The following is a 23,232-nucleotide window of genomic DNA, read 5'->3' on the forward strand; positions in this document are numbered from 1 at the left end:
TACTGAATCCAGCTATTTTGCGCGTTAGAATAATGTAGTTTTGTAATTTATTGAGTTTGGGTTTTGTATCATGTCACAGACAATCACGCTTTACGTAGACGGCGCTTGCCGCGGCAATCCCGGTTTAGGTGGTTGGGGCGCATATATTTTAATTGATGACATACAACATGAACTTTGTGGCGGTGAAGCCGAAACAACCAATAACCGCATGGAGCTCACGGCTGCCATTGAAGGCATTAAATTTTGTGCCGCAGATGCCAAACTGATTATTTGGACAGATTCAAAATATGTCCAACAAGGCATTACAGAATGGATTCATGGCTGGAAAAAAAAGAACTGGAAAGACGTTAAAAACCCTGACTTATGGCAACAGCTTGATGCTGTTTGTCAAGGGCGTGAGATTGAATGGAACTGGATTAAAGGTCACGCGGGCCATGCAGGCAATGAAAAAGCCGATCAGCTTGCCAACCTCGGAGCTGACCAGACATTAGCCCTGCTCAAACAACCCGCTCAAGATAAAAAAAAGCCTGAAACCGATTGGCTTCTTAATGATCCCTTTGGCTTAGACTTTATAGAAGATGAACTGGCTAAAGAAGATGAAATACTTTCTGAACAGTTACAAGCAAGTTTGGTAGAGCCACAAATGGATACAGCAAAAGACACCAGTCTGCATCCACAGATCAAAATCACCACAGCAACACTCGAACAGCATGGGCCACGCCAACTCATTCTCGATACCGAAACGACTGGTTTTTACTATCAGGATGGTGATCGGATCATTGAAGTGGGCGCGGTTGAGATGATCAACCGTAAACTCACTGGCGGCTCAATTCACATTTATATCAACCCTGAAAAACCTGTAGGTGACTCGGTACAAGTCCACGGTATTAGCGATGAGTTTTTAGTTGATAAACCCAAGTATGCCGAAATTGCCCATACCCTGTTTGAATATCTTCAGGGGGCCGAAATTATTGCACATAATGCCAACTTTGATATGAACTTTCTTAACATGGAGTTTCAGCGAGTTGGTTTGCCTGCATTGTCTGAAGTGTGCGGGGTCGTTGATACCCTTGCTTTAGCAAAAAGCAAACACCCTGGGCAGAAAAACTCTCTCGATGCATTGGTCAGACGTTACGAAATTCCAGCACGCGACCGTACTTTTCACGGCGCGTTACTCGATGCGGAAATCCTGTCTGACGTTTACCTTGCAATGACAGGTGGACAGGTGTCTTTTGATATGGATGCCCTGTCGCATAATGACCAACAAACAGATACCTCTATTCGCCGAGTACAACTTAATGTTACCCTGCCTGTGATTCTACCTTCTGAAGAAGAAAATCAGGCTCATGAAAACTGGGTTCAGCAATATCAGGAGAAACATGGGGAACCTTGCTTATTTGCTAAATAAAATACAGTTTTCATGAAGGTAAGCTCTTTCACTGCCACTATTTTAAGTTATATTATTGTAAATAGCATCAGTGGCTTAACTCTCACTGCGACAAGACACAGCATAATTAAAGGACAGGTGCAGATTTATGTCTTACCAAACCTCAATTCATTTTGATTCAACCGCTTTATTAATTATAAAAAATGAGGTCGACAATTCAATTAAACTGGTTGAGTCTGCGGTCGCAACATTAGTTGAAGAACAGCAACTTCCTTTTGGAATTGATGACGCGCTTCTTCAACTTGAGCAATGTTCTCAAATCTTATTATTAATTGACCTTCCCGACATTGCAAAAATTGCTCAATATAGCGCCGAACTTATGCGCAAGATCATGAGCAATCCACAGCACATCATAACCAACGATATCAAGCATTTAAGTGAAAGTGTTGCCACTTTAAAATGCTATATCGAATTTAGTTGTGTCAAACAGGTCACCATTCCACAATTTCTATTGCAAAGCCTCAATCAGCTCGAACTTTCACTGAACAAACCACTCACTCGCGAAGGTTATCAGATTGAACAGCAACTTGGTGGTATGACTCCTGAGCTTGATCTTCCAGTGCAAGCTGCTCTTGAAAAAAGCGAACACATTCACCGCTTATACAAAAACTGCTTGTTAAAGTTGCTCACAAGAAAAACGCAAAAGTTAGATTTTGAAGGCTTTAAACTGGTCGGACAGTATATTTCGGGGATTGCCCAGCAAACCCAAAGTGAACAGTACTGGAATCTTGTACGGATTGTACTGACTCACTTGAATGATACGCTTTTGACCGAGCCACGTTTACGCATCCTGATCAATCTTGAAACTCAAATTGCTCAATTTTTAAAGCAACCACTCGGTTTTAGCATTTCTGTAGAAGATGTATCAGATATTCTAACCTTGTGTATTACGCAAGATAACCAGCACTCAGACTCTTTACGCCAACAGCTCAAGATCGGCGATGAAATTTTGTCTGATTCCGAACTGTATTTGTACCGAAAACAACTGTTTGGGCCAGATCAACAAACCATACATACTGTGTGTAACTTGCTTAACGATGAAATTACGGTTTTACATAAAGATATCGAGTTTAATTACACGAATTTTAATGACGAACGTGCATCAGAAATCAAGCAGCAACTGCAAAAGGTATGTCGCACATTAAATGTTTTAAACTTGCCGAGCACTAGTCAACAGCTTGCCGAGCCGCTTAAGCAGTTACATTCTGCACAAGATTTCCAAAATGAGCAGTTTACTCAAGCGCTCATGAATAGCTTACTGACTACGCTGAATGACTTAGGCTTATTGGTTCGCCAGTACCGTTCAAACTTACTGCAATATCCAGTCAATAACACCAATATTGCACTTGACCGTCTAGACAACGCCTACAAAACGTTGGTGTATGAATTGAAAGCCTTGGTTGATCTATCTAGCCAAAGCATAGTGAGCTATGCACAATCGTATGACAGCATCTTAATTGAAAATCTTGCCAGCCATTTTAAAGAGATTGCAGGTGCTGCCTTGTTCTTGTTGCACTACGAAAACTTGTATCACGCATTCCTAAATTGTGCTGTATTCATTGAAAAGCAAGTTGCCGCAGAAAAAGCCCTTGAGCCAGAACAAATCAGACATCTATTAGATGTTTGTGCAAGTGCTGATATGTTGATTGAAATGCTTCATCATCATCACCCAATCATGTACCGTATGTTTGATGTCGCATTTAACAGTAGCCAACAATTAAAAAGTGTAGCCTAAATGTCTGAATTATCAATTGCTTATATTTTTCAAAACCAACAGTTGTTAGTCGACCAAAATCTACAACTTCCAAAAGTTGAGAAATTGGCAAGTGATTTACTTTTTAACTCGGGAGATCAAGTGATTGCCCGAGACTTAAAAGAAGATGAAGTCATTCCTGAAGGCTTTCAGCTTATCCCGATTCGTCAGTTGATTACCCAATGGTCAATACAAGAATTCGAACAGGCTAGCCGTGCTTTACAACTCCTCGAATGGCGCAGAAACCACCGTTTCTGTAGCCACTGTGGGCAAAAAACTGATGCTCATGCGACCGAATACTGCATGGTATGCCCAGACTGTGGCTATCATCAGTATCCACGTATCCAGCCTTGCGTTATTACCATCATCACCAAAGGTAGCGACCAGCTTCTACTGGCAAAGTCAGTTCGTCAAAAAACCATGTATGGCTTAATTGCAGGTTTTGTTGAAGTGGGTGAAACACTTGAACAGGCGGTAGCACGTGAAACGCTTGAAGAAGTCGGTGTTCAGGTTAAAAATGTACGCTACTTATCGAGCCAGCCTTGGCCATTTCCAAGCAACCTGATGCTGGCATTTCATGCTGAATATGAGAGCGGTGAGATACAGTTACAGGAAGAGGAAATTCAGGATGCTCAATTTTTCCATTTTGAACAACTTCCTGAAATTCCACATGAAGGCAGTATTGCTTATCGCATGATTATGCATATTACCCAAGGGCAAGCGCTTTAATCTGAATGTGGCGGAAAAATCTGGTTGAGCTGCTCCAAAATTACCTGTTTGGTTTTAAAGTAGCGGCTAAACCAGCTCGACACCGTTGCAATAATACTAATATGCCCTGTTCGTGGAATCGTGAAGATTTCACTGTGATTACCCACCTCAGTTAAACGACGATGCATGTCAAAGGTATTGTAATCACCGACTAGATTATCTGCTGCAGCAAGCAGCAAAATATGCCGAATCTGATTGGATTCTACAAAATAATACGGCATGACTTCTTGATAAGGCACATGAATATCAAATGCAGGCTCTGCATACTGATCGCCTTTATAATCAAAATGATAAGGGCCTGCCACTCCCACAACGGCCTTAATCCCACCCCGACAAGCCAGATCATAACTTTGCGGATGATACAACGCAGACATGACATTAAAACTGCCTGCTGAATGCCCCATCAACACCAAATTTTCAGTTGAAATCTGAAACTGGGCTTGTTGTTGATGCAGATAATTCAGCGCCAGCACCAAATCATCAATATAACTGGGGAAAACATGCTGTGGTGCAAGATGATAATTGATGATCACAACATCAAAACCTTCCCGAGTAAAACTTTCCGCTAAAAACACATAATCGGCTTTATTGCCATGTGCCCAAGAACCGCCATGCACAAAAACCAATAATGGTCGGCTTAAACGTGGTTGTCGGGCGCGATACAGATCTAGGCGCTGCCGTGCCTTTAAGCCATACGCCAGATTGTGTTGTAACTCAAAACTGCGGCGTGATGTACAACGATTCAAGGTTTGACTTGCCAAATCATAGAAACGAAAATCAGCCAGCTTTTGTTTAGTCTGGCTGACGGTACGCAATAGGCTTTGACGCGTTCGGGATGAAATCAACATAACTCAGATTTATTGGTCATTATAAGGCGTTGCTGTCGCTGTTGTCGGGGACATGTTATTGGAGTCAACCGCAACAGGAGTTTGCACACTTGGTTGAACATTGGATGGATCAATATTATCAATCAAGGTTACAATTTTGGTCACATCCCCAACTTGGGATAATACACTGTTTAAGTCTGCAATTTCACCATTATTCAAACGCCCCATCACATACAGCACACCATTTTCCGTATGCACCAAGACTTTACTGTCTGAAACTACAGGGGCTTTTGCAATCAATGCACGTGCATTTGCAGTTACAGTAGCATCTTGCAAAATCGTTGAATAACTAATCTGGTTACCCACCGTAATATAATTATGTACCGATTTCACATCACTCATGGCTTTGACATTATCTTCAGCCAGTTGTTTTAAATGCTCGTCAGGGACTTGTCCAGTCAGCAAAACACTGCTATGAAAACTTTTGATATTCACACGCGACTGCTTAAAACGCGCATCTATTTTATATAAATTAATCAATGCAGTACGTTCAATTGATTTATCAATCACGATTTGCCCAAGCGAACGCGAACCGCTTTGTGTCCCCACAGGGGTTGTTCCCGTTCCTCCTGCAACAAAACTCGCACAACCCGATAAACTTGCAGCACATAATAATGCCAATACAATACGCTTAGACACTCAGAAAAACTCCTTTGTCACTATTTTCTTCTATCTTTCAATAATCTGCTTCGCAATCTCGATACAGCTTAAAGAACTCTCAATCCAAAGTAAATGCAGCTTCAATCCAGTCCAAATCATAAGTGAGCTGAGAAAAGTCTTGCTGTAGCATTTTTGCAATTTGTTGCTGCACTTGGATACAAATCACATCAAAACGACAGGCAAAATTTTGATAATCCAGATGGCACTGCAAAAAATGTTCAGCTGTTCGAATAATCTTGCGTTGCTTAGTCAAAGCAATACTTTCATTCGCCGCACCAAAAACCGTTGATGCGCGTGCTTTGACCTCTACAAAAATCAACTGCTCAGCATTCACCATAATCAAATCAATTTCACCATAACGGCAACAGTAACCTTGTACCAGTAGAGTAAACCCTTGTTGTTGCAAATAGTGCTGTGCCAACTGTTCCGCCCAAATTCCAAAAGCATTACTATTTTTCATATCAAATGATTAACTCTAATTATACGAAGGACTCAGATACACTGAAAAATCAGGTAAACTAGGCTTTTTAGTTATCGTGTCGGAGAATATATGAGTGCTCAGTTATTTGTTGTTGCAACCCCCATTGGGCACTTAGACGACATGACCTTTCGTGCAATCGAGGTTCTGAAGTCTGTGAGCCTAATTGCTGCCGAAGACACCCGCCAATCCGCACAGTTACTCAAACATTTTAATATTGAGACACCGCTCACTGCCTGCCACGATCATAACGAAGCCAATAAAATCCATCAACTCATTGAAAAATTAAAAAACGGGGAAAATCTTGCCCTGATTAGTGATGCAGGCACACCGCTGATTAGCGACCCAGGTTTTAAATTGGTACGTGCTGTACAAGAACACGGTATTCGGGTCACACCTATTCCAGGGGCATGTGCGGCAATTGCAGCACTGAGTGCAGTGGGTTTGCCAAGTGACCGCTTTAGCTTTGAAGGTTTTCTACCGTCAAAGTCTTCGCAACGCCTCAGCCAGCTCGAAAAACTCAAAGATGAAACTCAAACACTGATTTTCTATGAAGCGCCACATCGTATTTTAGAGTGTGTCAAAGACATGCAAGCTGTATTTGGTGCAGATCGTGCAGTAGGCTTTGCCCGAGAAATTACCAAGACTTTTGAAACCATTAAGAAAATGACGCTGGGTGAATTGGTTAAATTTATTGAGCAAGACCACAATCAGCAAAAAGGTGAAATTGTACTGGTTGTTGGTGGAGCATCCTCTGAAAAAGATCTCAGCCAAGCCAAACTGGACGAATGGCTACAACGCTTGTTGCAAGATGTCTCTGTTAAAGTCGCAGCACAAATGGTTGCTGACCTCACTGGCATAAAGAAAAAAATTGCCTATCAGCGTGCATTAGAACTGACTCAACCTCAAGATTAAGCATCTTATGAGCATTCACTCATGAAAACTAAAACAAGTGAATGCTCATCCAGAGTAATAATACCAAAACCAACATATGTAAGATTTGTACAGGTGCAAAAGCCAGCATATATTTAAAGCCGCCAGATAATCCCGCATTTAGGCTTTTGGCAAGGGCATGCATCAACAAACCTGCCATCAATGCAAATAATAAAACACCACCTTGTGCCGAATCTGGCGTACCTTGCAACACCAATGCAGCGATTGCTGCGTGAATCTCAAAAAATGAAGCCAAGACTGTTCCAGCGATAAGTCCTGCATGCCCTAATAACAAACCCAACCCATAGACTCCCACCTGAATGAGCGTCAGTACCACTGCAATAAAGCAGGCTTGCTTGAGGCTAAACATCCGTGAATTGACAGGATTTTCGTCAACATCATGTTCTTGGCTTTGCCCTCCCCATCGCAACAACCAAAGTGCTGCTAAAACTAAAATAGCTCCCGCAATCAAGCTCGGCAACAAAATCAGCTTGAACCAGACCCAGCTACAACTTGCAACGATTAGTAAAAGTTCAATCAGTGTGGATACGCACGAAACCAATGCCGCAGCTGCATGACGGATAGGATTCGCCTGCCCAGCGCGTACCTGAACCCCAAGACTGGCAATGGTTGCTGTACTCGACACAAAGCCCGATGCCAATGCCGATAAAAGCAATGCCTGCTGATTGGAAAATAAGCGCTGCGCAAGATGTGCCAATGCCTGTACTGCCAAAATAAGCACCAGCAACTTCACAATCAGATAAGGGTTGAGTACAGGCCCCCATAAAGGCTGATTCGGCATAAGCGGCAATGCAATGAGTGCCAAAGCCAAGAGTAATAAGCCATCACGGAGTTCTGTTTCAGTAATCCACTGACTGGCAATGCCATGCAAATCTTCTTTTGCCCATAAAATAATGGTTACAGTCACCGAAACGCTCGCCGCAATCGCAATATTCCACCAGCAGAGTGCCCCAATAAAATAGCTCATGCAAAATGCTAGTTCAGTGGTCACACCATGGTCTTCTTTTTGCACCCAAACCGTATACAATGCCAAACTGCCCACCAGTACCGCACCAATTGCACCGATTTCGATACCAAATGCAAAGCACAATACACCAAGCAATGCACTCAGACAAAAAGAGCGTAAACCAGCGAATTCTTGTTTTTGTTCTTGGAATTGATGTCGTTCACGCTCTAAACCAATCAGTAAACCACAGCCCAACGCAGCAGCCAGTACAGCGATCAGATCTTTGAATTCAACAGTTTCATATAATGTATGCAAAGGCAAATTCATGGCGTGTCCAAGTTATTTTTATAATGTCACACCCATTATGAAGTATTCTGACAAAAGTTGGGTAATAAAAAAGCACTAGATACGCTAGTGCTTTTTTATTTTTAGTCGTGTGTACCATCATCTGGTGGGACTTCAGTGATTCGCCCACCACGTGCTAGAAATGCAGCAACTTCATCTTCCAAAGCTTGGCGCTGTTTTAGTTTGGCCGTAACCGTCAGACTTTCTGCTTCTGCGAGATCTATATCACTGACATTATCTTCAGCAGTACTCGCACCTTTTTCAGCAGCTTTTGCTTCATCATCATCGACAACTGCATCATCTGCATCGTCGTAATTATTCATTTCATCCGTCATGAGTAACTCCCCAAATTATGCATTGTGTGAACTATTTTCAGCATTCAACGATTAGGGAGAAATGTATCAATCTATTCCTCAATCGCAAAGAGGGTAAATTAAAAAATTCTCAGTTTTTTAGACAAAAAACCACCGAGTAGTCACACAACTGCATAATGGGTTGATTTTAACGTACTCACACCACTAGCCTGCTGCATAAATAGATCTTTGGCAAATGGATAGTTTTGTACTTGTTTCAGACCTAAACTTCTCGCCCAAATCAATAAACTTAACTCAGAACTTTCCAACCAGCCAATTGCTGACATGCTGTGCATCATGGCTTCATTTTGTCCTTTGCGCAAATGTGCATAGCGGCGCAAGGTTTGCTCATGTGCCCAAACTCCACGTGACAGATCATGCAACAGCACATCACACAGTACCGCCGCATCCAGACAGCCGATATTCACACCTTGCCCAGCCAATGGATGAATCACATGTGCTGCATCGCCCACCAGTGCCAGACCGGCCTTCACATAATGTTCGGCTGAACGGGCTTTCAAGGGAAAATGTGCTCGAGCAGTCACATCCACGACCTCACCTAGCATGTGCAAACTTGCCTGATTCAGCAATTGCATAAATGCAGCATCATCGAGTTTGGCATATTCTTCTGCGTAGTCGTCAGGCAATGTCCAGACAATGGATTGCCAGTAACCCTGCTCTTCAGGCTTCAAACTGCACATTGGTAAATAGGCTAAAGGGCCTGTCGGCAAGAAAATCTGACGTGCAACATAATTATGTGGCTGCGTGGTTTTAATGGCACAGCTAATCGCAGCTTGACGGTAATCTAAAATATCCAGCCCGATCATGGCTTGGTCGCGGACAAATGAGTTTGCACCATCAGCACCAATGACCAGTTTGGCTTGTAGCGTACTGCCATCTTGTAAGGTAATCAGCCAGCCTTGCGGTAACTGTTCCAGACGTGCCACTTTGACCTGTGTACGATAATCCTGAATCGCTTGCTGCATTTTCTGCTGAATCGCCAGATTCAATACACTCGGCTCAACCATTGAACCAAGCCATTGCTCAGCAATTGGAAAACTTGAACTGGTTTGCCCAAAAGTAATTTCGCCATAGCCATTTTGGTTCCAGACCTGCATGCCTGTATAAGGCATATGCCGTGCCAGCAACTCCCACACACCAACATGTTCCAGTAAATGCATGGTGGCATGACTCAATGCCAACACTCGTGGATTAGGCTCAGCCAGCACTTTTTCTGCATCCAGAATTGGCGCTGCATCTAGCACGATTGCTTGTACCCCGCCTTGTGCCAGCAACAATGCCGTTAATCCACCGACCAACCCACCACCAATAATCACGACATCATGTTGGCTCATGCTTTTAACCCCATAGCATAACTGGCAATCAATGGTTTAACGCCAGGAATCACATCAAAGGCAATCAGCCCTGCATTACGCAATACTTTAAGTACAGGGTTATTGTTGCTAAAGCCACGTACAACGCTGTCACAGAACTTAATGACACGTTGCTGATCCTTTAAACGTGATTGCTCATAGGCCTTGAGCATATCTGCATCACCAATATCATCGGATACCGCCAATTGATGACGAATAAAACGTAGCAATACATCAGCATCACGCAGACACAGGTTAAAACCTTGCCCTGCCACAGGATGCAACGTATGTGCAGCATTGCCCATAATGACCACACGTCCAACAGCTTGCTGATGTGCTAACACTTGCGACAACGGATAACAAAAACGTTTGCCTGTTCTTTCAAAACGTCCCGCGCGATCACCATATGTTTGCTGCAAAGCATCCAGAAAATGTTGATCATTTTCTTCGCCAAGCCATTCGTGTTCTGTGCCTTTTTTTACAGGCCAAACCACAGAACGGCGATATTCGCCTGGTAAGGGTAACAATGCTAAAGGACCTAAAGGACTAAAGCGTTCAAATCCAACATGCTGATGCGGTTTTGAAGTCTGTACTGTAGTGACAATCGCAACCTGATCATAATCATGTTCATCGACACCCACCCCGAGCGCCTGACGACACAAAGAATCTCGACCATCCGCAGCGATGAGCAGTTTAGTGGTAAATTCTAGTTGCTCAGTACCACGCTGTGCCTGAATAGTCACTTGCTCTGCATCTTGAGTTAATGCCGTCACTTGCACCCCATCAATCAGTTCAATCAATGGTTGTTGGCGAACTTGTGTCAATAGCACTCGCCCAAGCCATGCATTTTCAATGACCTGCCCGAAGCTTTCGACGTTTTCCTGTTCAGCCACCAAACGTGCCTTACCAAAACTGCCTTGCTCGGTAATATGCACCTGCAAAATCGGCGTGGCATGTTGTTGCAGAGCCTCCCACAAACCCAACTGCTGATAAATCTGTACGCTACGACGTGACAAGGCACTATTTCGCGCGTCAAAACTGGAGTGATATGGAAGATCTTGTCCTTCAATAAACTGAGGATATTGAATCGCTTCGAGCAGTTTGACTGCAATATTGGTTTTTGCCAACATCAATGCCAGACTCAAACCCACCATTCCACCACCAACAATAATGACTTGTTGTTGCATTTTTGAGTTCCTCTTAGCCCTAACGTGCTTCGGCCATTAAATGTTCAATATCATCAATATCTTTGACCACATCTGAAGTCAGTACACGTGGTCCTTGCTGAGTCGCCACGACATCATCTTCAATCCGAATACCAATCCCGCGCCATTTTTCATCGACTGTTTCATCATCTGGAGCAATATAAAGCCCTGGCTCAACCGTCACCACCATGCCCGCTTCATAAGCGCGCCATTCACCTGCTGTTTTGTATGTACCCACATCATGCACATCCATACCCAACCAGTGACCTGTCCCATGCATGTAAAACTGACGATACGCTTCGGTTTCAAGCAGCTCGTTCAGCTCACCTTTGAGCAAACCCAAATCCAGCAAGCCTTCAGTGAGAATTTTAGTGGCGATACTATGTGGTTCACGGTAGGCGTGACCAATTTTTACAGCATCAATTGCCGCATATTGTGAAGCCAACACCACTTCATACAACGCTTTTTGCTCTGCTGAAAATTTACCGTTGACAGGGAAAGTTCGGGTAATGTCTGAGGCATAACATTCATATTCGCAAGCAGCATCAATCAGAACCAAGTCACCATCTTTAAGTGGCTGATTATTTTCCACATAGTGTAAAATACAGCCATTGGCGCCACCACCAACAATACTGTTATAAGAGGGTACACAGCCATATTGCCCAAAAATATAATTCAGTTCTGACTCAAGTGCATATTCCATCATGCCAGGGCGAACTTTTTGCATGGCACGCGTATGCGCTTTTGCACTGATTTTTGATGCAATCTGCATCAGTTCGATTTCCTGCATTGACTTGATCAAACGCATTTCATCAACAATACGATCCAGCTGGATCACCTGTGCAGGTGAACCATGCCCCTGACGCTGCTGTGCATCGGCTTTTTTTAACCATTGGCTAACACGTGCATCGAAGTCTGCCTGATGTCCGATGCGATAATACAGGTGCTCTTTGTCCAGCAGTTTTTCAATAATTTCTTCATCTAGCAGATCAATTGCATAGGCTTCATCAGCATCATAATCTTCAATCGCACCATCAATCCCTGCCCGATAACCATTCCAGATTTCAAGCTCGCGATTGCGTTCACGACAAAACAGGCTATAGCTATATTCATCACCCGACTCAAATGTTTCAATCACGGCTACAGCTTCAGGTTCAGGAAAACCCGTCAGATAAAAGAAACTGCTATCTGCACGAAACTTATAGTCTGCGTCACGATTACGGTATGCCACAGGGCTGGTCGCAATAATCGTAATACTGTTCGCTCCCATTTTTTTGGCAAGTTGGGCGCGACGCTGTTGAAAATCAATTTGAGTCAATTTCATGATGTTCTTCTTTATCAATATAATCAGATGCTACACATCATCCAATTAACTTGGACGATGTGGGGTAAACATTTCAACAACAGGACTTGCTTTTTGCTGTTTTTGTTGAAGCAGAGGAGTTTCTGAGATATCAACTTTCTTACGTCCAATAGAAAGACTCACAGGAATCAGGCGTACAAATTCGTACAATTCCTGATAGCTGATTTCACCTTCTTCATCGTTATCTGAATCTTCAAACTCAACTGCTGCAACTTCTTGTAAATGCTCGATCAATTCCATTTCATCTTTACGCAAATGTCCAGAAGCCAACCCAAAACCTAGCACCACACCTGCACACCAGTCAGCAAGGGCTTGTACGCGTTCTTGCAAGACATGTTCATCATCTGGCAGTAATGGTAAATAGTCGAGTTCATCTTCAGACAATGCATGAGCAACATCTTCTGCTTCATCACCAAGAAGCACCAACGCCTCTTCATTCGGTGCGGATATATTGAGTGTTGCTAAAATTTGTAACCATTCATCACGGCTTGGTGGTTGTGTCACACAAACTATACCGGTCAATAGCCCATGTAACTCACTTGGGCTTGAAACTTCCTCAACAGAAGAAAAATTACGTTCCCACTCCGACCAACCAGAAATATCGTCTTGCATTCGTTTATCCAATCTCTATACTTCGTATATATTACCTTTGTTTGCAGCACTGTGCGACCACGTTATGTTAGAAGAATTAAAGCGCCTTCAGGCACACATTGCGGTAGTGAAAAACCGTTTAGCACATTTTGAGCGTGAAAATACGTCTTTGCTTGCCTCAAAACAGCAAAGCGATGAACAATATCATGCACATTTGACGCAAAAAAATACCATCATCACGCAAAAGCAGGATGAGATTGACAGTTTGCAGGATCATTTAGGCACCTTGCAGTCTCAATATAAACAGCTCAATCAAGATGCAACCACTCTAGCCGATCGCTATAACCGTTTGGAAAAAAGCTGTACTGATCTCAAAAATCGTTTTCAGGAAATTCTTAACGAACGAAATGAGCTACGTGTCGTCAAAGAAAAACTGCAAAATGACTATAAACATGCCCAACAGGAAATTACATCCTTAAAGCAGGAACAGGAACGTCTGATTCAAAAGAACGAACAGGCGAAATCGAAAGTTGAAGCCATCATTCATCGTTTGTCTGTTCTGGGCACTGAACAGGATCAATACACGCAAGAAATTCAACAACTCGCAAATCCTGCGGAGCAAAATGAGGAAACTTCGCCATGAGTGAAGCCGTGACTGTCGAATTACGTATTATTGAACAGGTTTTTCGTCTCGCAACCACTGTTGAGAAAAAAGCTGATCTCGAAAAAGCGGCTGAATTACTCAATGAGAAATTTCAGGAATTTCGCCGTAATGCTCCTCGTGTTGAACACAACAAACTGGTGATTATGGTTGCTTTAGAGCTCATGCAGGAAGTTCTTGCATTGAATAAATCTCTACAAGAATATAGTCATTGCGAACGGATTCTAAACTCGTTATTAACTGAAGTTGAAGAAATGGTGGAATAACCGCACAAATCCTCAACACTTGAAAAACAACTTAACAATGAACTGGTATCAGGAATTTGCATCCTTCTTGTTATTGGTTATACTGTTTATAGTCTCTGAGATGTTTGCCAGCGCGTCGAATTCCCCTGAGCCGATATCTTTTTTTTAGGATTACGTTCTGCATATTTAGAGTGTATGCCTGCCCTAGAGCAGGAAACCCAGCAAGTATGCGTCGTGTCCACCTTGAACTTTAGGGTTCAAGGGTGACGACATGCAGCGGCATCTTCGGAGTACTATTATTTTATAAAAATCAAACATATCAATCTAATTATGTGATATGAATAAACTTAGTCATTTAGACTGTATTTACCGATAGTCCAATCAGTCATTAGAAATGATAGCAATAAAAACCTAAGCACTAACAATAAAAATTGACTTCGTAACCTAACATTTTCTTCTCCAATTTCCGTGGCTTATTCCAACACCAACCCTGGTGTTAATTTTTCAGGCAGGCTCAGGCTGTCGGTTTCCAACGATGCCCCCACACCACCAATCAACAGATCAGATTTCATTGATCAAAGTTCAATCTTTATCTAGCGTATATCTATAAATATCTACAAAAATAGACGATCATATTCGTACTAAAAACAATCATTATCCAGCCTCACATTCTTGTCACCCTTATATCTTTTGAGTATCCACACACAACCTATAAGGTTGTTTTATCTTACTATTTAGCTGACATAATATAATTTCGTATAAAGGAAGGTCAAAAGTACCAAAGGGAAAAAATGCTATTAAAATCAAAATTAATTTGTTTCATGACACCACTGCTTTTACTCAGTTCAAATACATTTGCTGACTGGGTGAAAGATGCATCTTTAAAGAATGAAGCAGAAACAATCCAATTAAGACACCACATTCATGCGCATCCTGAATTGGGAAATATGGAATTTCAAACCTCTGCGCTTGTACAAAAAGAACTCAAATCTTATGGAATTGAAGTTAAAACAGGCTTTGCTAAAACGGGAATCATTGGAATTTTAAAAGGTGCTCAAGCGGGGCCTGTAATGGCATTAAGAGCAGATATGGATGCGTTACCGATTGAAGAAAAAACAGGGTTGCCATTTGCCAGCAAACAAAAGGGAATCTATCAAGGAAAAGAAGTATCCGTCATGCATGCATGTGGTCATGATGCACACACAGCTATGCTACTCGGCGCAGCCAAAATATTAGCGAAGAATAAAGATAAAATTAAAGGAACCGTTGTTTTTGTTTTTCAACCTGCTGAGGAAGGCGGTGCAGATATTGATAATTTTAGCCAAGGAGATCAAATTGGTTCAAGAAAAATGATCTCAGATGGAGCACTGTCCAATCCTAAACCAGAGGTTATTTTTGGAATGCATGTAATATCAGGTCTGCAAAGTGGGCATATTTATTATAAAGATGGAGCCATCCTGAATAGTGCAGATAATTTAAGTATTCAAGTTAAAGGAAGACAGGCACATGGCTCCATGCCTTGGCTGAGTAATGACCCAATTGTAAGCTCCGCTCAAATTATCAACAACTTACAGACGATGATCAGTCGCCGTACAAATTTAACCGAAGGAATGGGTGTCATTAGTATCGGTAGTATCCAATCTGGAAATGCTGGAAATATTATTCCTGAAAAAGTTGATATGCTAGGAACGATTCGCTCTAATAATGAAAATATTAGACAAAATATTATTCAACAACTCCCTGAGATGATCAAATATACTGCATTAGCCAATCATGTCAACGCAGATGTCAAAATATCAGCTTATGCACCTGTGACTACAAATAATAAGGCTCTGACAGAGTTAATGATCCCCACATTTAAAGAAGTTGTTGGAGATGAAAAAACGCATTATTTAAAAAATAATGCAAGTGCCAGTGAAGACTTTGCTTATTATGGTCAATTGATGCCCTCTTTATTTGTGTTTATTGGGGCAACTCCAGCAAACCAAGATATGAGTAAAGCTGCACCTAATCATAGCCCGAATTTTATTGTCGATGATGCCACACTAAAAACAGGCGTTGAGTTACATGTGCGATTTATACTCGATTATCCTGATAGACGTGCAAATCAGTTAAAAACCAATACCCAAAACAATCCACTTTCATAAAAACTATCCCTGTAGCTGTGAACAATCTTCATTAGATCAAGATCTGTCACCATTTTCTGCTCTACGTCGATGGCTAGATCTTGAGAATGGTGAAAACCCTGTTTCAAGATTTCTATCTCGACTAAAATACCAACAATACTTCATCAGTTTTTAATTGATCCCTGCTCACTTCCAAATCAGCTGACTCATCACCTGTTTCTTTAGATAGAATCGGAGATGCCTGACCCAAGCTTTAAAGTATCACCGTCTAAAGAGACAATTCGTTGTTGCTATTGTCCAATCCAATTTGGAAATAAAGAAACCATCATTTCATGTTCTAATTGCTGACTATCTTCTTCAACAAAAAATACATCATTCAAACTGATACTAGTCGCTTATATCCTCACCTTCAGACTAAACCAAAAGATTTGACGCTAAAAAGAATAAAAAACCGCAGCCTTTCGGCTACGGTTTTAGCGTTACATCGTGTTCGTTAAATTAGAAGTTATAACGAGCCATCAAGCCTACACGAGAGTAATCACCCTTGTTGTCTGTAGTTGCTGTTGAACTTGCAAAAGTTTCACGTTGACCATAAGTGTATTCAACACCCAAATCTACGTCTTTAACAGGTGTGTAGAAGCTGTTAACAATGATGTTATACAAGTTCTTGTTCTGAGTTGGTGCAAGCTTAGCAAAAGTACTATCATTCTTATACCAGATTGCGCCAGCTGCTACAGTTGAACGGAATTTTGGTGACCATTTATGCGAGTAACCAAGCAAACCAGAATCGAACTCAGATTCACCAATATGGAGATCTGTACCAACGCGAGAAGCAACATATGCATCGTTTTGGAAGAACATATAGCGGTTATCACCTTTAACGTGATAGTAGTTCGCAAACACAGTATCGTTTGGTGTAAAGCTATATTTACCACCTACACCGACACCCCAACCCAACTTGGTTTTGTCAATGTTAGTACCGGTATTATCAGTTGCTGTTGCAGCAGAAATACGGTTTTCATGCAACATACCATGAACTTGCAACAAACCTTTTTTATCAGCAGTCGCAATATCATAACGTGCAGTTAATGCAGGTAAACGGTTACCACCTGAAGACGCAGTAGCAGCGCCAATTGTTCCAGATGTAGTACTTAACTTATCAGCATCACCACCTTCCAACGCGACTAACACTTTTTGGTTAGCAGTGATTGGTTGAGTATAACGTACTTGAACGTTACGTTTTGTACCACCACCCATTGCACCATTGTAGTCAACAGTTTCAGGCATAGTATCAACATTGACAAATGGAGATGTAGTTTGACCAACTAACCATTTACCCAAAGACAAGTAAGCATGACGCACACGGAATGAACCATCACCATTTGTGCTACTGCTACCCATGAAGTCAGCTTCGAGTTTACCAGTTAAGTCGCCATATTGTGTTGGACGAACAACATCGACACCAAGACGTGAAGTTGCCGCAGTCACATTCAGGTTATTTCGAGTACCATGTGCAGAATTCAAAGGTACTTTATTGGTATTGTTGGTAATACTTGTAGTATCAGAGTTTCCACCTTTAGTGTCATAAGTGCTGTCTGCACGAACGCTACCATAAACTTTAAGCTGGGTTTGACCATCTGCAAGTGTGATCCAACCTGGTTTAGTGCTTGATGCTGTTGGTGCAACTGGTGCTGGTTTAGCTGCAGCAATTTCTGCTTGTTGTTGCAATTGAACTGCTTGTTGCTGTTGTTGGCTAGAAAGGCTTTGAACCATTTGTTGAAGTTCAGAAACTTGTGCTTTTAAGTCAGCAACTTGTTGAGTTGTTGTTGCTGCTTGAGCAGAACCGATTGCGCCCCACGCTAAAGCCGCGCTTACTGAAAGTGCTAATGTTTTTACCTTAATCACAGTATTCTCCATCCAATAAAAAAGCTTGTTGTTTTGAAAGTATCGCTACTATTCCAAACTAAAGTAACAAAATTATGACAATCCCTTAATAAATTTAATCTTCCTTGCTTATTCGATATATTTCTATACAGCTTAAGTCGTAGAATTACACAAAAAATAACTTTAAATACATTTTTTTCCAAGACTTCTATTAAAAGAAAAGTGTAATTTTTTATTTTTTGTACATTTTATAAACACTTACTTTAAATTTAAATCTTATTTCCCATTTATTAATAAAAAATACATTCAAAAAAACAATAACACTATCATCTATAAAATTCTGCATATTTTATCAAAACACAGTCTCAAAAGTAGCAACATCGACTATAACTGAGCAAAACCATCATTAAAATAAATAAAATGACATTCTTTTGGGAGTTTCTATCATTAAAACGAGTGAGTAAACGGTCATTTTCTACCCAATCAAAAATACACATACAACATTGTATATTCGGTTGAGTTAAGCGCAAAATTTACGATTTGTAAAACCATGATTTGCCCATCAGTCTACAATGCCTTCTTGTCAAAATGGCCTTGATTGATCAATATGCAAGCCAAAAATTTTCCGCATCTGCCCTCTCAGTTACCTGCACGTGGTACAGCACACAGCCGTGCTTGGTTTCGCCAATTGTTCTTTCTACAAGGCTGGAGTTTTGAAGGAGAAATTCCTGACCTACCCAAAGGCGTTGCGATTTTAATGCCCCATACCTCCAATTATGATGCATGGTATGCGCTGATCGGGATTTTGGGTTTAGGGGTTAAAATTTCGGTTTTAGGTAAAGCCTCATTATTTAAAACACCGCTCAGACCATTACTTGAACAGGTTGATGTGATTCCTGTCCAACGCAACAGCAAAAGCGGCTTTACAGAACAAGCCATTCAGATTATGCAATCCCGAGAAAAATCTGGATTGGTCTAGCGCCCGAAGGTACACGCAAACGCGCGCAAGACCTTAAAACTGGATTTTACCGAATCGCCGTAGGTGCAAATGTGCCGATTGTGATGTTTACGCTGAACTACCAACAAAAAACTTTACGCTGTTTAGGCTATGTTCAACCAAGTGGTCACTATGAACAGGATTTAGCCAAAATTTTAAACTGTTATTGTGGGCAATTTTACCCAAAACATCTCGAATGGCTATCCGAACCCTTACGCAAACTTTTGTAAAAATACTGGTCAATCTTGGGATTTTTTGTTGATATAAGCACTCCCATTTTTTCATGCACATAATACTGATTATATGATATTTAAAATAACACGCTGGTCCTGCATTACCCTATTAGGCGTAGGGTTATTGGGATGTGATACAACAGGTTCTAAAAAAACATCAGCAACACTGATGACTAAACCACGCGAACCCGTCATTGCACTTGCTCTCGGTGGTGGTGGCGCTAAAGGTTTTTCACATATTGGCGTGATTAAAGTTCTCGAATCTCACGGAATTAAACCTAAAATTGTCACTGGCACGAGTGCTGGCAGTTTTGTGGGTAGTTTATATGCCAGTGGGAAAACTCCATATCAATTACAACAACTCGCCTTTCAGCTCAAAGAGTCAGATTTACGTGATCTGACCTTTAACCGTCAAGGCGTGGTACTGGGACAAAAGCTACAAGACTACGTCAACACCAATGTTGGTAATAAACTGATCCAGCAGTTCCCAATTCGCTTTGCAGCGGTGGCAACACGCTTGGACAATGGTAAAAAAACTGAGTTTATTCGCGGTAATGTTGGGCAGGCAGTTCGCGCGTCTTGTAGTATTCCAAATGTATTTGTGCCAGCAACTATTGCAGGGGTCAAATATGTTGATGGTGGTCTAGTCAGCCCAATCCCTGTGAGTACCGCAAAAAGTATGGGCGCAGATATTGTGATTGCAGTTGATATTTCTGCACGCCCAAGCAAAACTGGTGCAGGCAACATGTTTGGTTTACTCGATCAAACGCTTAATATTATGGGTCAGCAAAGCATTCAGCAAGAATTACAACAAGCCACGATCGTGATCCAACCTAAAGTGGGGAACTTAGGTGTACTTGATTTGAGTTCCAGCCAAAATGCCATTTTGGAAGGTGAACAAGCAGCACAAAGTAAAATTCCAGCCATAGAAACAGCGATTGCCAACTTTAAAAAATCGCCTGCGGCTCTACGACCTGCGCCCCGCCCACATTTCTAAAAACATTCAATAAACATATTTTTTAGCAACATCATCTGCTACATTAGTGTAGTAAATGATGTAATTTTTGTACATAAAACCAATAAATAGAGACAACTTATGCAGATTGTGTTGGAACCTTGGCACTGGTTTGTTTTAGGTATTGGCTTGATGCTAATTGAACTGGCTATCCCCACTTTTGCAGCGATCTGGTTTGGCCTCGCTGCCATTATAGTCAGTATTTTATATTGGATTTTTCCGTGGATGGGTTTTGCCACCCAAATCGTGACATGGACTGTTTTATCAATCTTATGCACCATACTTTGGTTTAAATTTATTAAACCTTTATCCATCGATAAAACCAAAGCAGGCTTACCCCGTGAAGCTACTATCGGACAAATTGGCATGGTGATTCAGACTGGGCTTAATCATGAGCAAATCAAAGTCCGATTTTCTTTGCCTATACTCGGTGCAGATGAATGGCTATGTCGCACGACCTCTAGTGTACAAGTTGGTGACCGTGTCATTGTGACCGATATTTTAGGTAATGACCTACTGGTAAAACCCTATTCTTCAAATTCTTCATCTTCATAACAAGGAAAATAATAATGAGCGCAAGTATTATTGTTTTAGCACTTCTTGCTTTTGTTGCAGTCACTATTTTTAAAGGTGTGCGTATTGTCCCTCAAGGCAACAAATGGATCGTGCAACGTTTAGGCAAATACCATATGACTCTTGGGCCAGGTTTAAGTATCATTATTCCGTATATTGATGATATTGCGTATAAAGTCACAACCAAAGATATTGTTCTCAACATCCCGTCTCAAGAAGTAATTACCCGTGATAATGCTGTTTTACTGATGAATGCCGTGGCATACATTAACCTGACCACCCCTGAAAAAGCAGTCTACGGTATTGAAAATTTTAATATTGCAATCCAAAATCTGGTACAAACATCACTACGTTCGATTGTCGGTGAAATGGATCTAGATGACGCCTTGTCGTCACGCGACCATATTAAAGCCAAACTCAAAGCTGCAATTTCTGATGATATTGCTGATTGGGGAATCACCTTAAAAACAGTAGAAATTCAGGATATTCAACCCTCTACAACGATGCAGGCTGCTATGGAAGCGCAAGCCGCAGCAGAACGTCAACGTCGTGCCACAGTGACTAAAGCCGATGGTGAAAAACAAGCTGCCATTTTGGAAGCAGATGGTCGTCTCGAAGCATCACGCCGTGATGCCGAAGCACAAGTGGTATTGGCAGAATCTTCTCAAAAAGCCATTGCGATGGTAAGTTCAGCAATTGGCGAACAGGAAATCCCTGTATCCTACTTGCTTGGCGAACAATACATTAAAGCCATGCAAGATATGGCAAAATCCAACAATGCCAAAACTGTGGTGCTCCCTGCCGATGTGCTCAATACCATTCGTGGCATTATGGGACGTAATTTAAAATAATTGATTTAAAAATAAAAAAAGCGGCTAAGCCGCTTTTTTTAATGTTGCCGCGCCAGTAAAAACTGGGTAATCGCATGCAATTGCTGTGCTTCTTCCCCAAAATGACTCAAGGCATGGAGCGCTTGATCATGCAATTGTTGTGCATACGCTTGTGCAGCATCCAAACCCAAAAGTGCAGGATAAGTCGATTTCTCAACTTCCAAATCTTTACCCGCAGTTTTGCCCAAGACTTCAGTTTCAGCTGTGATATCTAAAATATCATCCTGTACTTGAAAAGCCAGACCAATTGCCTGCCCAAACTGGCGTAACTGTGGAATCGCAACATCTGTGCCTTTAAAAATGGTCACAGCTGCCATCATGATTGCGGCCTGAATTAATGCACCTGTTTTATTACGGTGAATATTTTCCAGTGCAGCCTGATCAATCTGCTTTCCTTCAGCTTGTAAATCAAGCACTTGCCCACATACCATTTTCGAGCTAGCTGTTGCTAAAATCTGCATTTGCTTTAACACAATACCAGACTCAATGGCTGCACCCGTATCAAACAGACGGCTACCAAGTACTTCATATGCCATCGACTGCAACACGTCACCCGCCAGTAAAGCAGCATCTTCTCCAAATGCTACATGACAGGTGGGTTGTCCGCGGCGCAAAGAGTCATTGTCCATACATGGCAAATCATCATGTGCTAGCGAATAGCAATGGATCAATTCAACTGCAACCGCCGCACGGCGTACCGCAGCCGAATGCATATGCGGTTGTAAAGCCGCAGTTGCATAGCACAGCGCAGGACGCACACGCTTACCGCCTAACATCACGGCATGATACACCGCCCCTTTTAAAGGCTCAGGAAGTGCAAAAGCATCCAATGCTAGTGTTAGATCCTGTTGAATTTGTTGCTGTGCAGATTTTAAAACGTCTGCAGATATTGATGCGATTGTTGACACATCTGCCTCGGACATATTGAAATTACGCTTTTTTAACAAATTCTGATTTAAGCTTCATTGCTCCAATACCATTGATTTTACAGTCGATATTGTGACCATCACTCGCATCAGCAAGCAAACGGATGCCTTTCACTTTGGTACCAACTTTGACTACCAATGATGAACCTTTGACTTTTAGATCTTTAATCACGGTGACACTGTCACCATCTTGCAGTACTTGACCATGCGCATCGACGATCTGCTCAGCTTGCTCAGCGGCTGCCTCACCTTCTTTCCATTCATAAGAACATTCTGGGCAAATGAACAATTCACCATCAGCATAGGTGTATTCGGATTGACACTTTGGGCAAGCAGGAATTGTCATATTAATGATCTCAAAATAAAAAGCATTATCGCCTGATTGTTGTTTTTTTTCAAAAATATCTGAGCAATCATAGCAAAATACTCAACTCAGAGTAAAAATCGAGTAGTTTTTAGTCAAAAAATATTTATATTTTTCAAAAAGTTATACTACAAAAGTCGCACATAAACCAGTCATTCATAACGCTAGGCTAAATTATAGCAATCTATTACAATA

At 41.7% G+C, this 23,232-nt stretch carries 22 protein-coding genes, 1 other RNA gene and 1 pseudogene; 12 read left to right on the forward strand and 12 right to left on the reverse strand.

Annotated elements, in window-relative coordinates:
• Positions 1 to 70: 70 nt before the first annotated feature.
• The 3 genes from dnaQ to nudC all read left to right on the forward strand — a co-directional run bounded on the left by dnaQ (position 71) and on the right by nudC (position 3,929).
• A complete protein-coding gene (gene dnaQ, locus E0H77_RS01860; RefSeq protein ID WP_131374558.1) occupies positions 71 to 1,408 on the forward strand; it encodes a DNA polymerase III subunit epsilon in 1,338 nt (445 codons plus the stop codon).
• Between the two features lie 127 nt (positions 1,409 to 1,535).
• On the forward strand, positions 1,536 to 3,182 hold the full coding sequence (locus E0H77_RS01865; protein ID WP_131374560.1) for a chemotaxis protein: 1,647 nt from the start codon (positions 1,536 to 1,538) through the stop codon (positions 3,180 to 3,182).
• Positions 3,183 to 3,929 carry an NAD(+) diphosphatase gene (gene nudC / locus E0H77_RS01870; protein WP_131313996.1) on the forward strand — a complete coding sequence of 249 codons (747 nt, stop codon included), beginning with the start codon at positions 3,183 to 3,185 and terminating at the stop codon, positions 3,927 to 3,929.
• Here the strand turns inward: nudC and E0H77_RS01875 are convergent.
• The 3 genes from E0H77_RS01875 to E0H77_RS01885 form a co-directional block, all read right to left on the reverse strand.
• Positions 3,926 to 4,816, reverse strand: a complete 891-nt coding sequence (locus E0H77_RS01875; RefSeq protein ID WP_131374562.1) for an alpha/beta hydrolase — start codon at positions 4,814 to 4,816, stop codon at positions 3,926 to 3,928. The two genes, nudC and E0H77_RS01875, sit on opposite strands and share 4 nt — an antisense overlap.
• A gap of 9 nt (positions 4,817 to 4,825) precedes the next feature.
• Complete coding sequence (locus E0H77_RS01880) at positions 4,826 to 5,494, reverse strand: BON domain-containing protein (RefSeq protein ID WP_004753470.1); 669 nt, start codon at positions 5,492 to 5,494, stop codon at positions 4,826 to 4,828.
• A gap of 79 nt (positions 5,495 to 5,573) precedes the next feature.
• On the reverse strand, positions 5,574 to 5,975 hold the full coding sequence (locus tag E0H77_RS01885) for a YraN family protein (RefSeq protein WP_131314001.1): 402 nt from the start codon (positions 5,973 to 5,975) through the stop codon (positions 5,574 to 5,576).
• 90 nt (positions 5,976 to 6,065) lie between these two features.
• Between E0H77_RS01885 and rsmI the strand changes: the two genes are divergently transcribed.
• Positions 6,066 to 6,908, forward strand: coding sequence for a 16S rRNA (cytidine(1402)-2'-O)-methyltransferase (rsmI, locus tag E0H77_RS01890; protein WP_131374564.1), 843 nt, complete (start codon positions 6,066 to 6,068; stop codon positions 6,906 to 6,908).
• Between the two features lie 28 nt (positions 6,909 to 6,936).
• Here rsmI and E0H77_RS01895 read toward each other — a convergent pair whose 3' ends face one another.
• The 6 genes from E0H77_RS01895 to E0H77_RS01920 all read right to left on the reverse strand — a co-directional run bounded on the left by E0H77_RS01895 (position 6,937) and on the right by E0H77_RS01920 (position 13,144).
• A complete protein-coding gene (locus E0H77_RS01895) occupies positions 6,937 to 8,220 on the reverse strand; it encodes an MgtC/SapB family protein (protein WP_131374566.1) in 1,284 nt (427 codons plus the stop codon).
• Between the two features lie 101 nt (positions 8,221 to 8,321).
• Positions 8,322 to 8,573: a hypothetical protein gene (locus E0H77_RS01900; RefSeq protein ID WP_131314007.1), complete on the reverse strand. Its 252-nt coding sequence runs from the start codon at positions 8,571 to 8,573 to the stop codon at positions 8,322 to 8,324.
• Positions 8,574 to 8,713: 140 nt separating this feature from the next.
• Positions 8,714 to 9,946, reverse strand: a complete 1,233-nt coding sequence (locus E0H77_RS01905) for an FAD-dependent monooxygenase (RefSeq protein ID WP_131374568.1) — start codon at positions 9,944 to 9,946, stop codon at positions 8,714 to 8,716.
• Positions 9,943 to 11,151 (reverse strand): 2-octaprenyl-6-methoxyphenyl hydroxylase, encoded by a 1,209-nt coding sequence (ubiH, locus tag E0H77_RS01910; RefSeq protein WP_131374571.1) that lies wholly within the window; start codon positions 11,149 to 11,151, stop codon positions 9,943 to 9,945. The genes E0H77_RS01905 and ubiH overlap by 4 nt, the downstream gene beginning before the upstream one ends.
• A 19-nt stretch (positions 11,152 to 11,170) precedes the next feature.
• Positions 11,171 to 12,493: a Xaa-Pro aminopeptidase gene (pepP, locus tag E0H77_RS01915; RefSeq protein WP_131374574.1), complete on the reverse strand. Its 1,323-nt coding sequence runs from the start codon at positions 12,491 to 12,493 to the stop codon at positions 11,171 to 11,173.
• A gap of 45 nt (positions 12,494 to 12,538) precedes the next feature.
• Positions 12,539 to 13,144 (reverse strand): UPF0149 family protein, encoded by a 606-nt coding sequence (locus E0H77_RS01920; RefSeq protein ID WP_131374576.1) that lies wholly within the window; start codon positions 13,142 to 13,144, stop codon positions 12,539 to 12,541.
• Between the two features lie 64 nt (positions 13,145 to 13,208).
• Between E0H77_RS01920 and E0H77_RS01925 the strand changes: the two genes are divergently transcribed.
• From E0H77_RS01925 to E0H77_RS01940, 4 genes are all read left to right on the forward strand, one after another.
• A complete protein-coding gene (locus tag E0H77_RS01925; protein WP_131374578.1) occupies positions 13,209 to 13,766 on the forward strand; it encodes a hypothetical protein in 558 nt (185 codons plus the stop codon).
• Positions 13,763 to 14,050 carry a cell division protein ZapA gene (locus E0H77_RS01930; protein WP_131374580.1) on the forward strand — a complete coding sequence of 96 codons (288 nt, stop codon included), beginning with the start codon at positions 13,763 to 13,765 and terminating at the stop codon, positions 14,048 to 14,050. Before E0H77_RS01925 ends, E0H77_RS01930 begins: the two co-directional genes overlap by 4 nt.
• Positions 14,051 to 14,139: 89 nt before the next feature.
• Positions 14,140 to 14,325, forward strand: a non-coding RNA gene (gene ssrS, locus E0H77_RS01935) — 6S RNA.
• Positions 14,326 to 14,820: 495 nt separating this feature from the next.
• Positions 14,821 to 16,176, forward strand: coding sequence for an amidohydrolase (locus E0H77_RS01940; protein WP_131374582.1), 1,356 nt, complete (start codon positions 14,821 to 14,823; stop codon positions 16,174 to 16,176).
• Positions 16,177 to 16,653: 477 nt separating this feature from the next.
• Here the strand turns inward: E0H77_RS01940 and E0H77_RS01945 are convergent, their stop codons facing one another.
• Positions 16,654 to 18,060 carry a DcaP family trimeric outer membrane transporter gene (locus E0H77_RS01945; RefSeq protein WP_131374584.1) on the reverse strand — a complete coding sequence of 469 codons (1,407 nt, stop codon included), beginning with the start codon at positions 18,058 to 18,060 and terminating at the stop codon, positions 16,654 to 16,656.
• 586 nt (positions 18,061 to 18,646) lie between these two features.
• Between E0H77_RS01945 and E0H77_RS01950 the strand changes: the two are divergent.
• The 4 genes and pseudogenes from E0H77_RS01950 to E0H77_RS01965 all read left to right on the forward strand — a co-directional run bounded on the left by E0H77_RS01950 (position 18,647) and on the right by E0H77_RS01965 (position 21,708).
• Positions 18,647 to 19,266 (forward strand): annotated as a pseudogene (locus E0H77_RS01950) (1-acyl-sn-glycerol-3-phosphate acyltransferase).
• A 73-nt stretch (positions 19,267 to 19,339) separates the two neighbouring features.
• The gene (locus E0H77_RS01955) at positions 19,340 to 20,266 is read left to right on the forward strand and encodes a patatin-like phospholipase family protein (RefSeq protein ID WP_131374586.1); all 927 of its coding nucleotides are present in this window, start codon (positions 19,340 to 19,342) and stop codon (positions 20,264 to 20,266) included.
• 99 nt (positions 20,267 to 20,365) lie between these two features.
• Positions 20,366 to 20,839, forward strand: a complete 474-nt coding sequence (locus tag E0H77_RS01960) for an NfeD family protein (RefSeq protein WP_131314519.1) — start codon at positions 20,366 to 20,368, stop codon at positions 20,837 to 20,839.
• Between the two features lie 14 nt (positions 20,840 to 20,853).
• Positions 20,854 to 21,708, forward strand: coding sequence for an SPFH domain-containing protein (locus tag E0H77_RS01965; RefSeq protein ID WP_413773080.1), 855 nt, complete (start codon positions 20,854 to 20,856; stop codon positions 21,706 to 21,708).
• Positions 21,709 to 21,746: 38 nt separating this feature from the next.
• Here E0H77_RS01965 and E0H77_RS01970 read toward each other — a convergent pair whose 3' ends face one another.
• Together E0H77_RS01970 and E0H77_RS01975 are read right to left on the reverse strand one after the other, a co-directional pair.
• Entirely contained in the window at positions 21,747 to 22,655 is a 909-nt protein-coding gene (locus E0H77_RS01970) for a polyprenyl synthetase family protein (protein WP_131374588.1), read from the reverse strand.
• Positions 22,656 to 22,677: 22 nt separating this feature from the next.
• Positions 22,678 to 23,019 carry a zinc ribbon domain-containing protein YjdM gene (locus tag E0H77_RS01975; protein WP_131374590.1) on the reverse strand — a complete coding sequence of 114 codons (342 nt, stop codon included), beginning with the start codon at positions 23,017 to 23,019 and terminating at the stop codon, positions 22,678 to 22,680.
• Positions 23,020 to 23,232 lie beyond the last annotated feature (213 nt).

The sequence above is a fragment of the Acinetobacter brisouioides genome (assembly GCF_004331075.1).
Taxonomy (GTDB): Bacteria; Pseudomonadota; Gammaproteobacteria; order Pseudomonadales; family Moraxellaceae; genus Acinetobacter.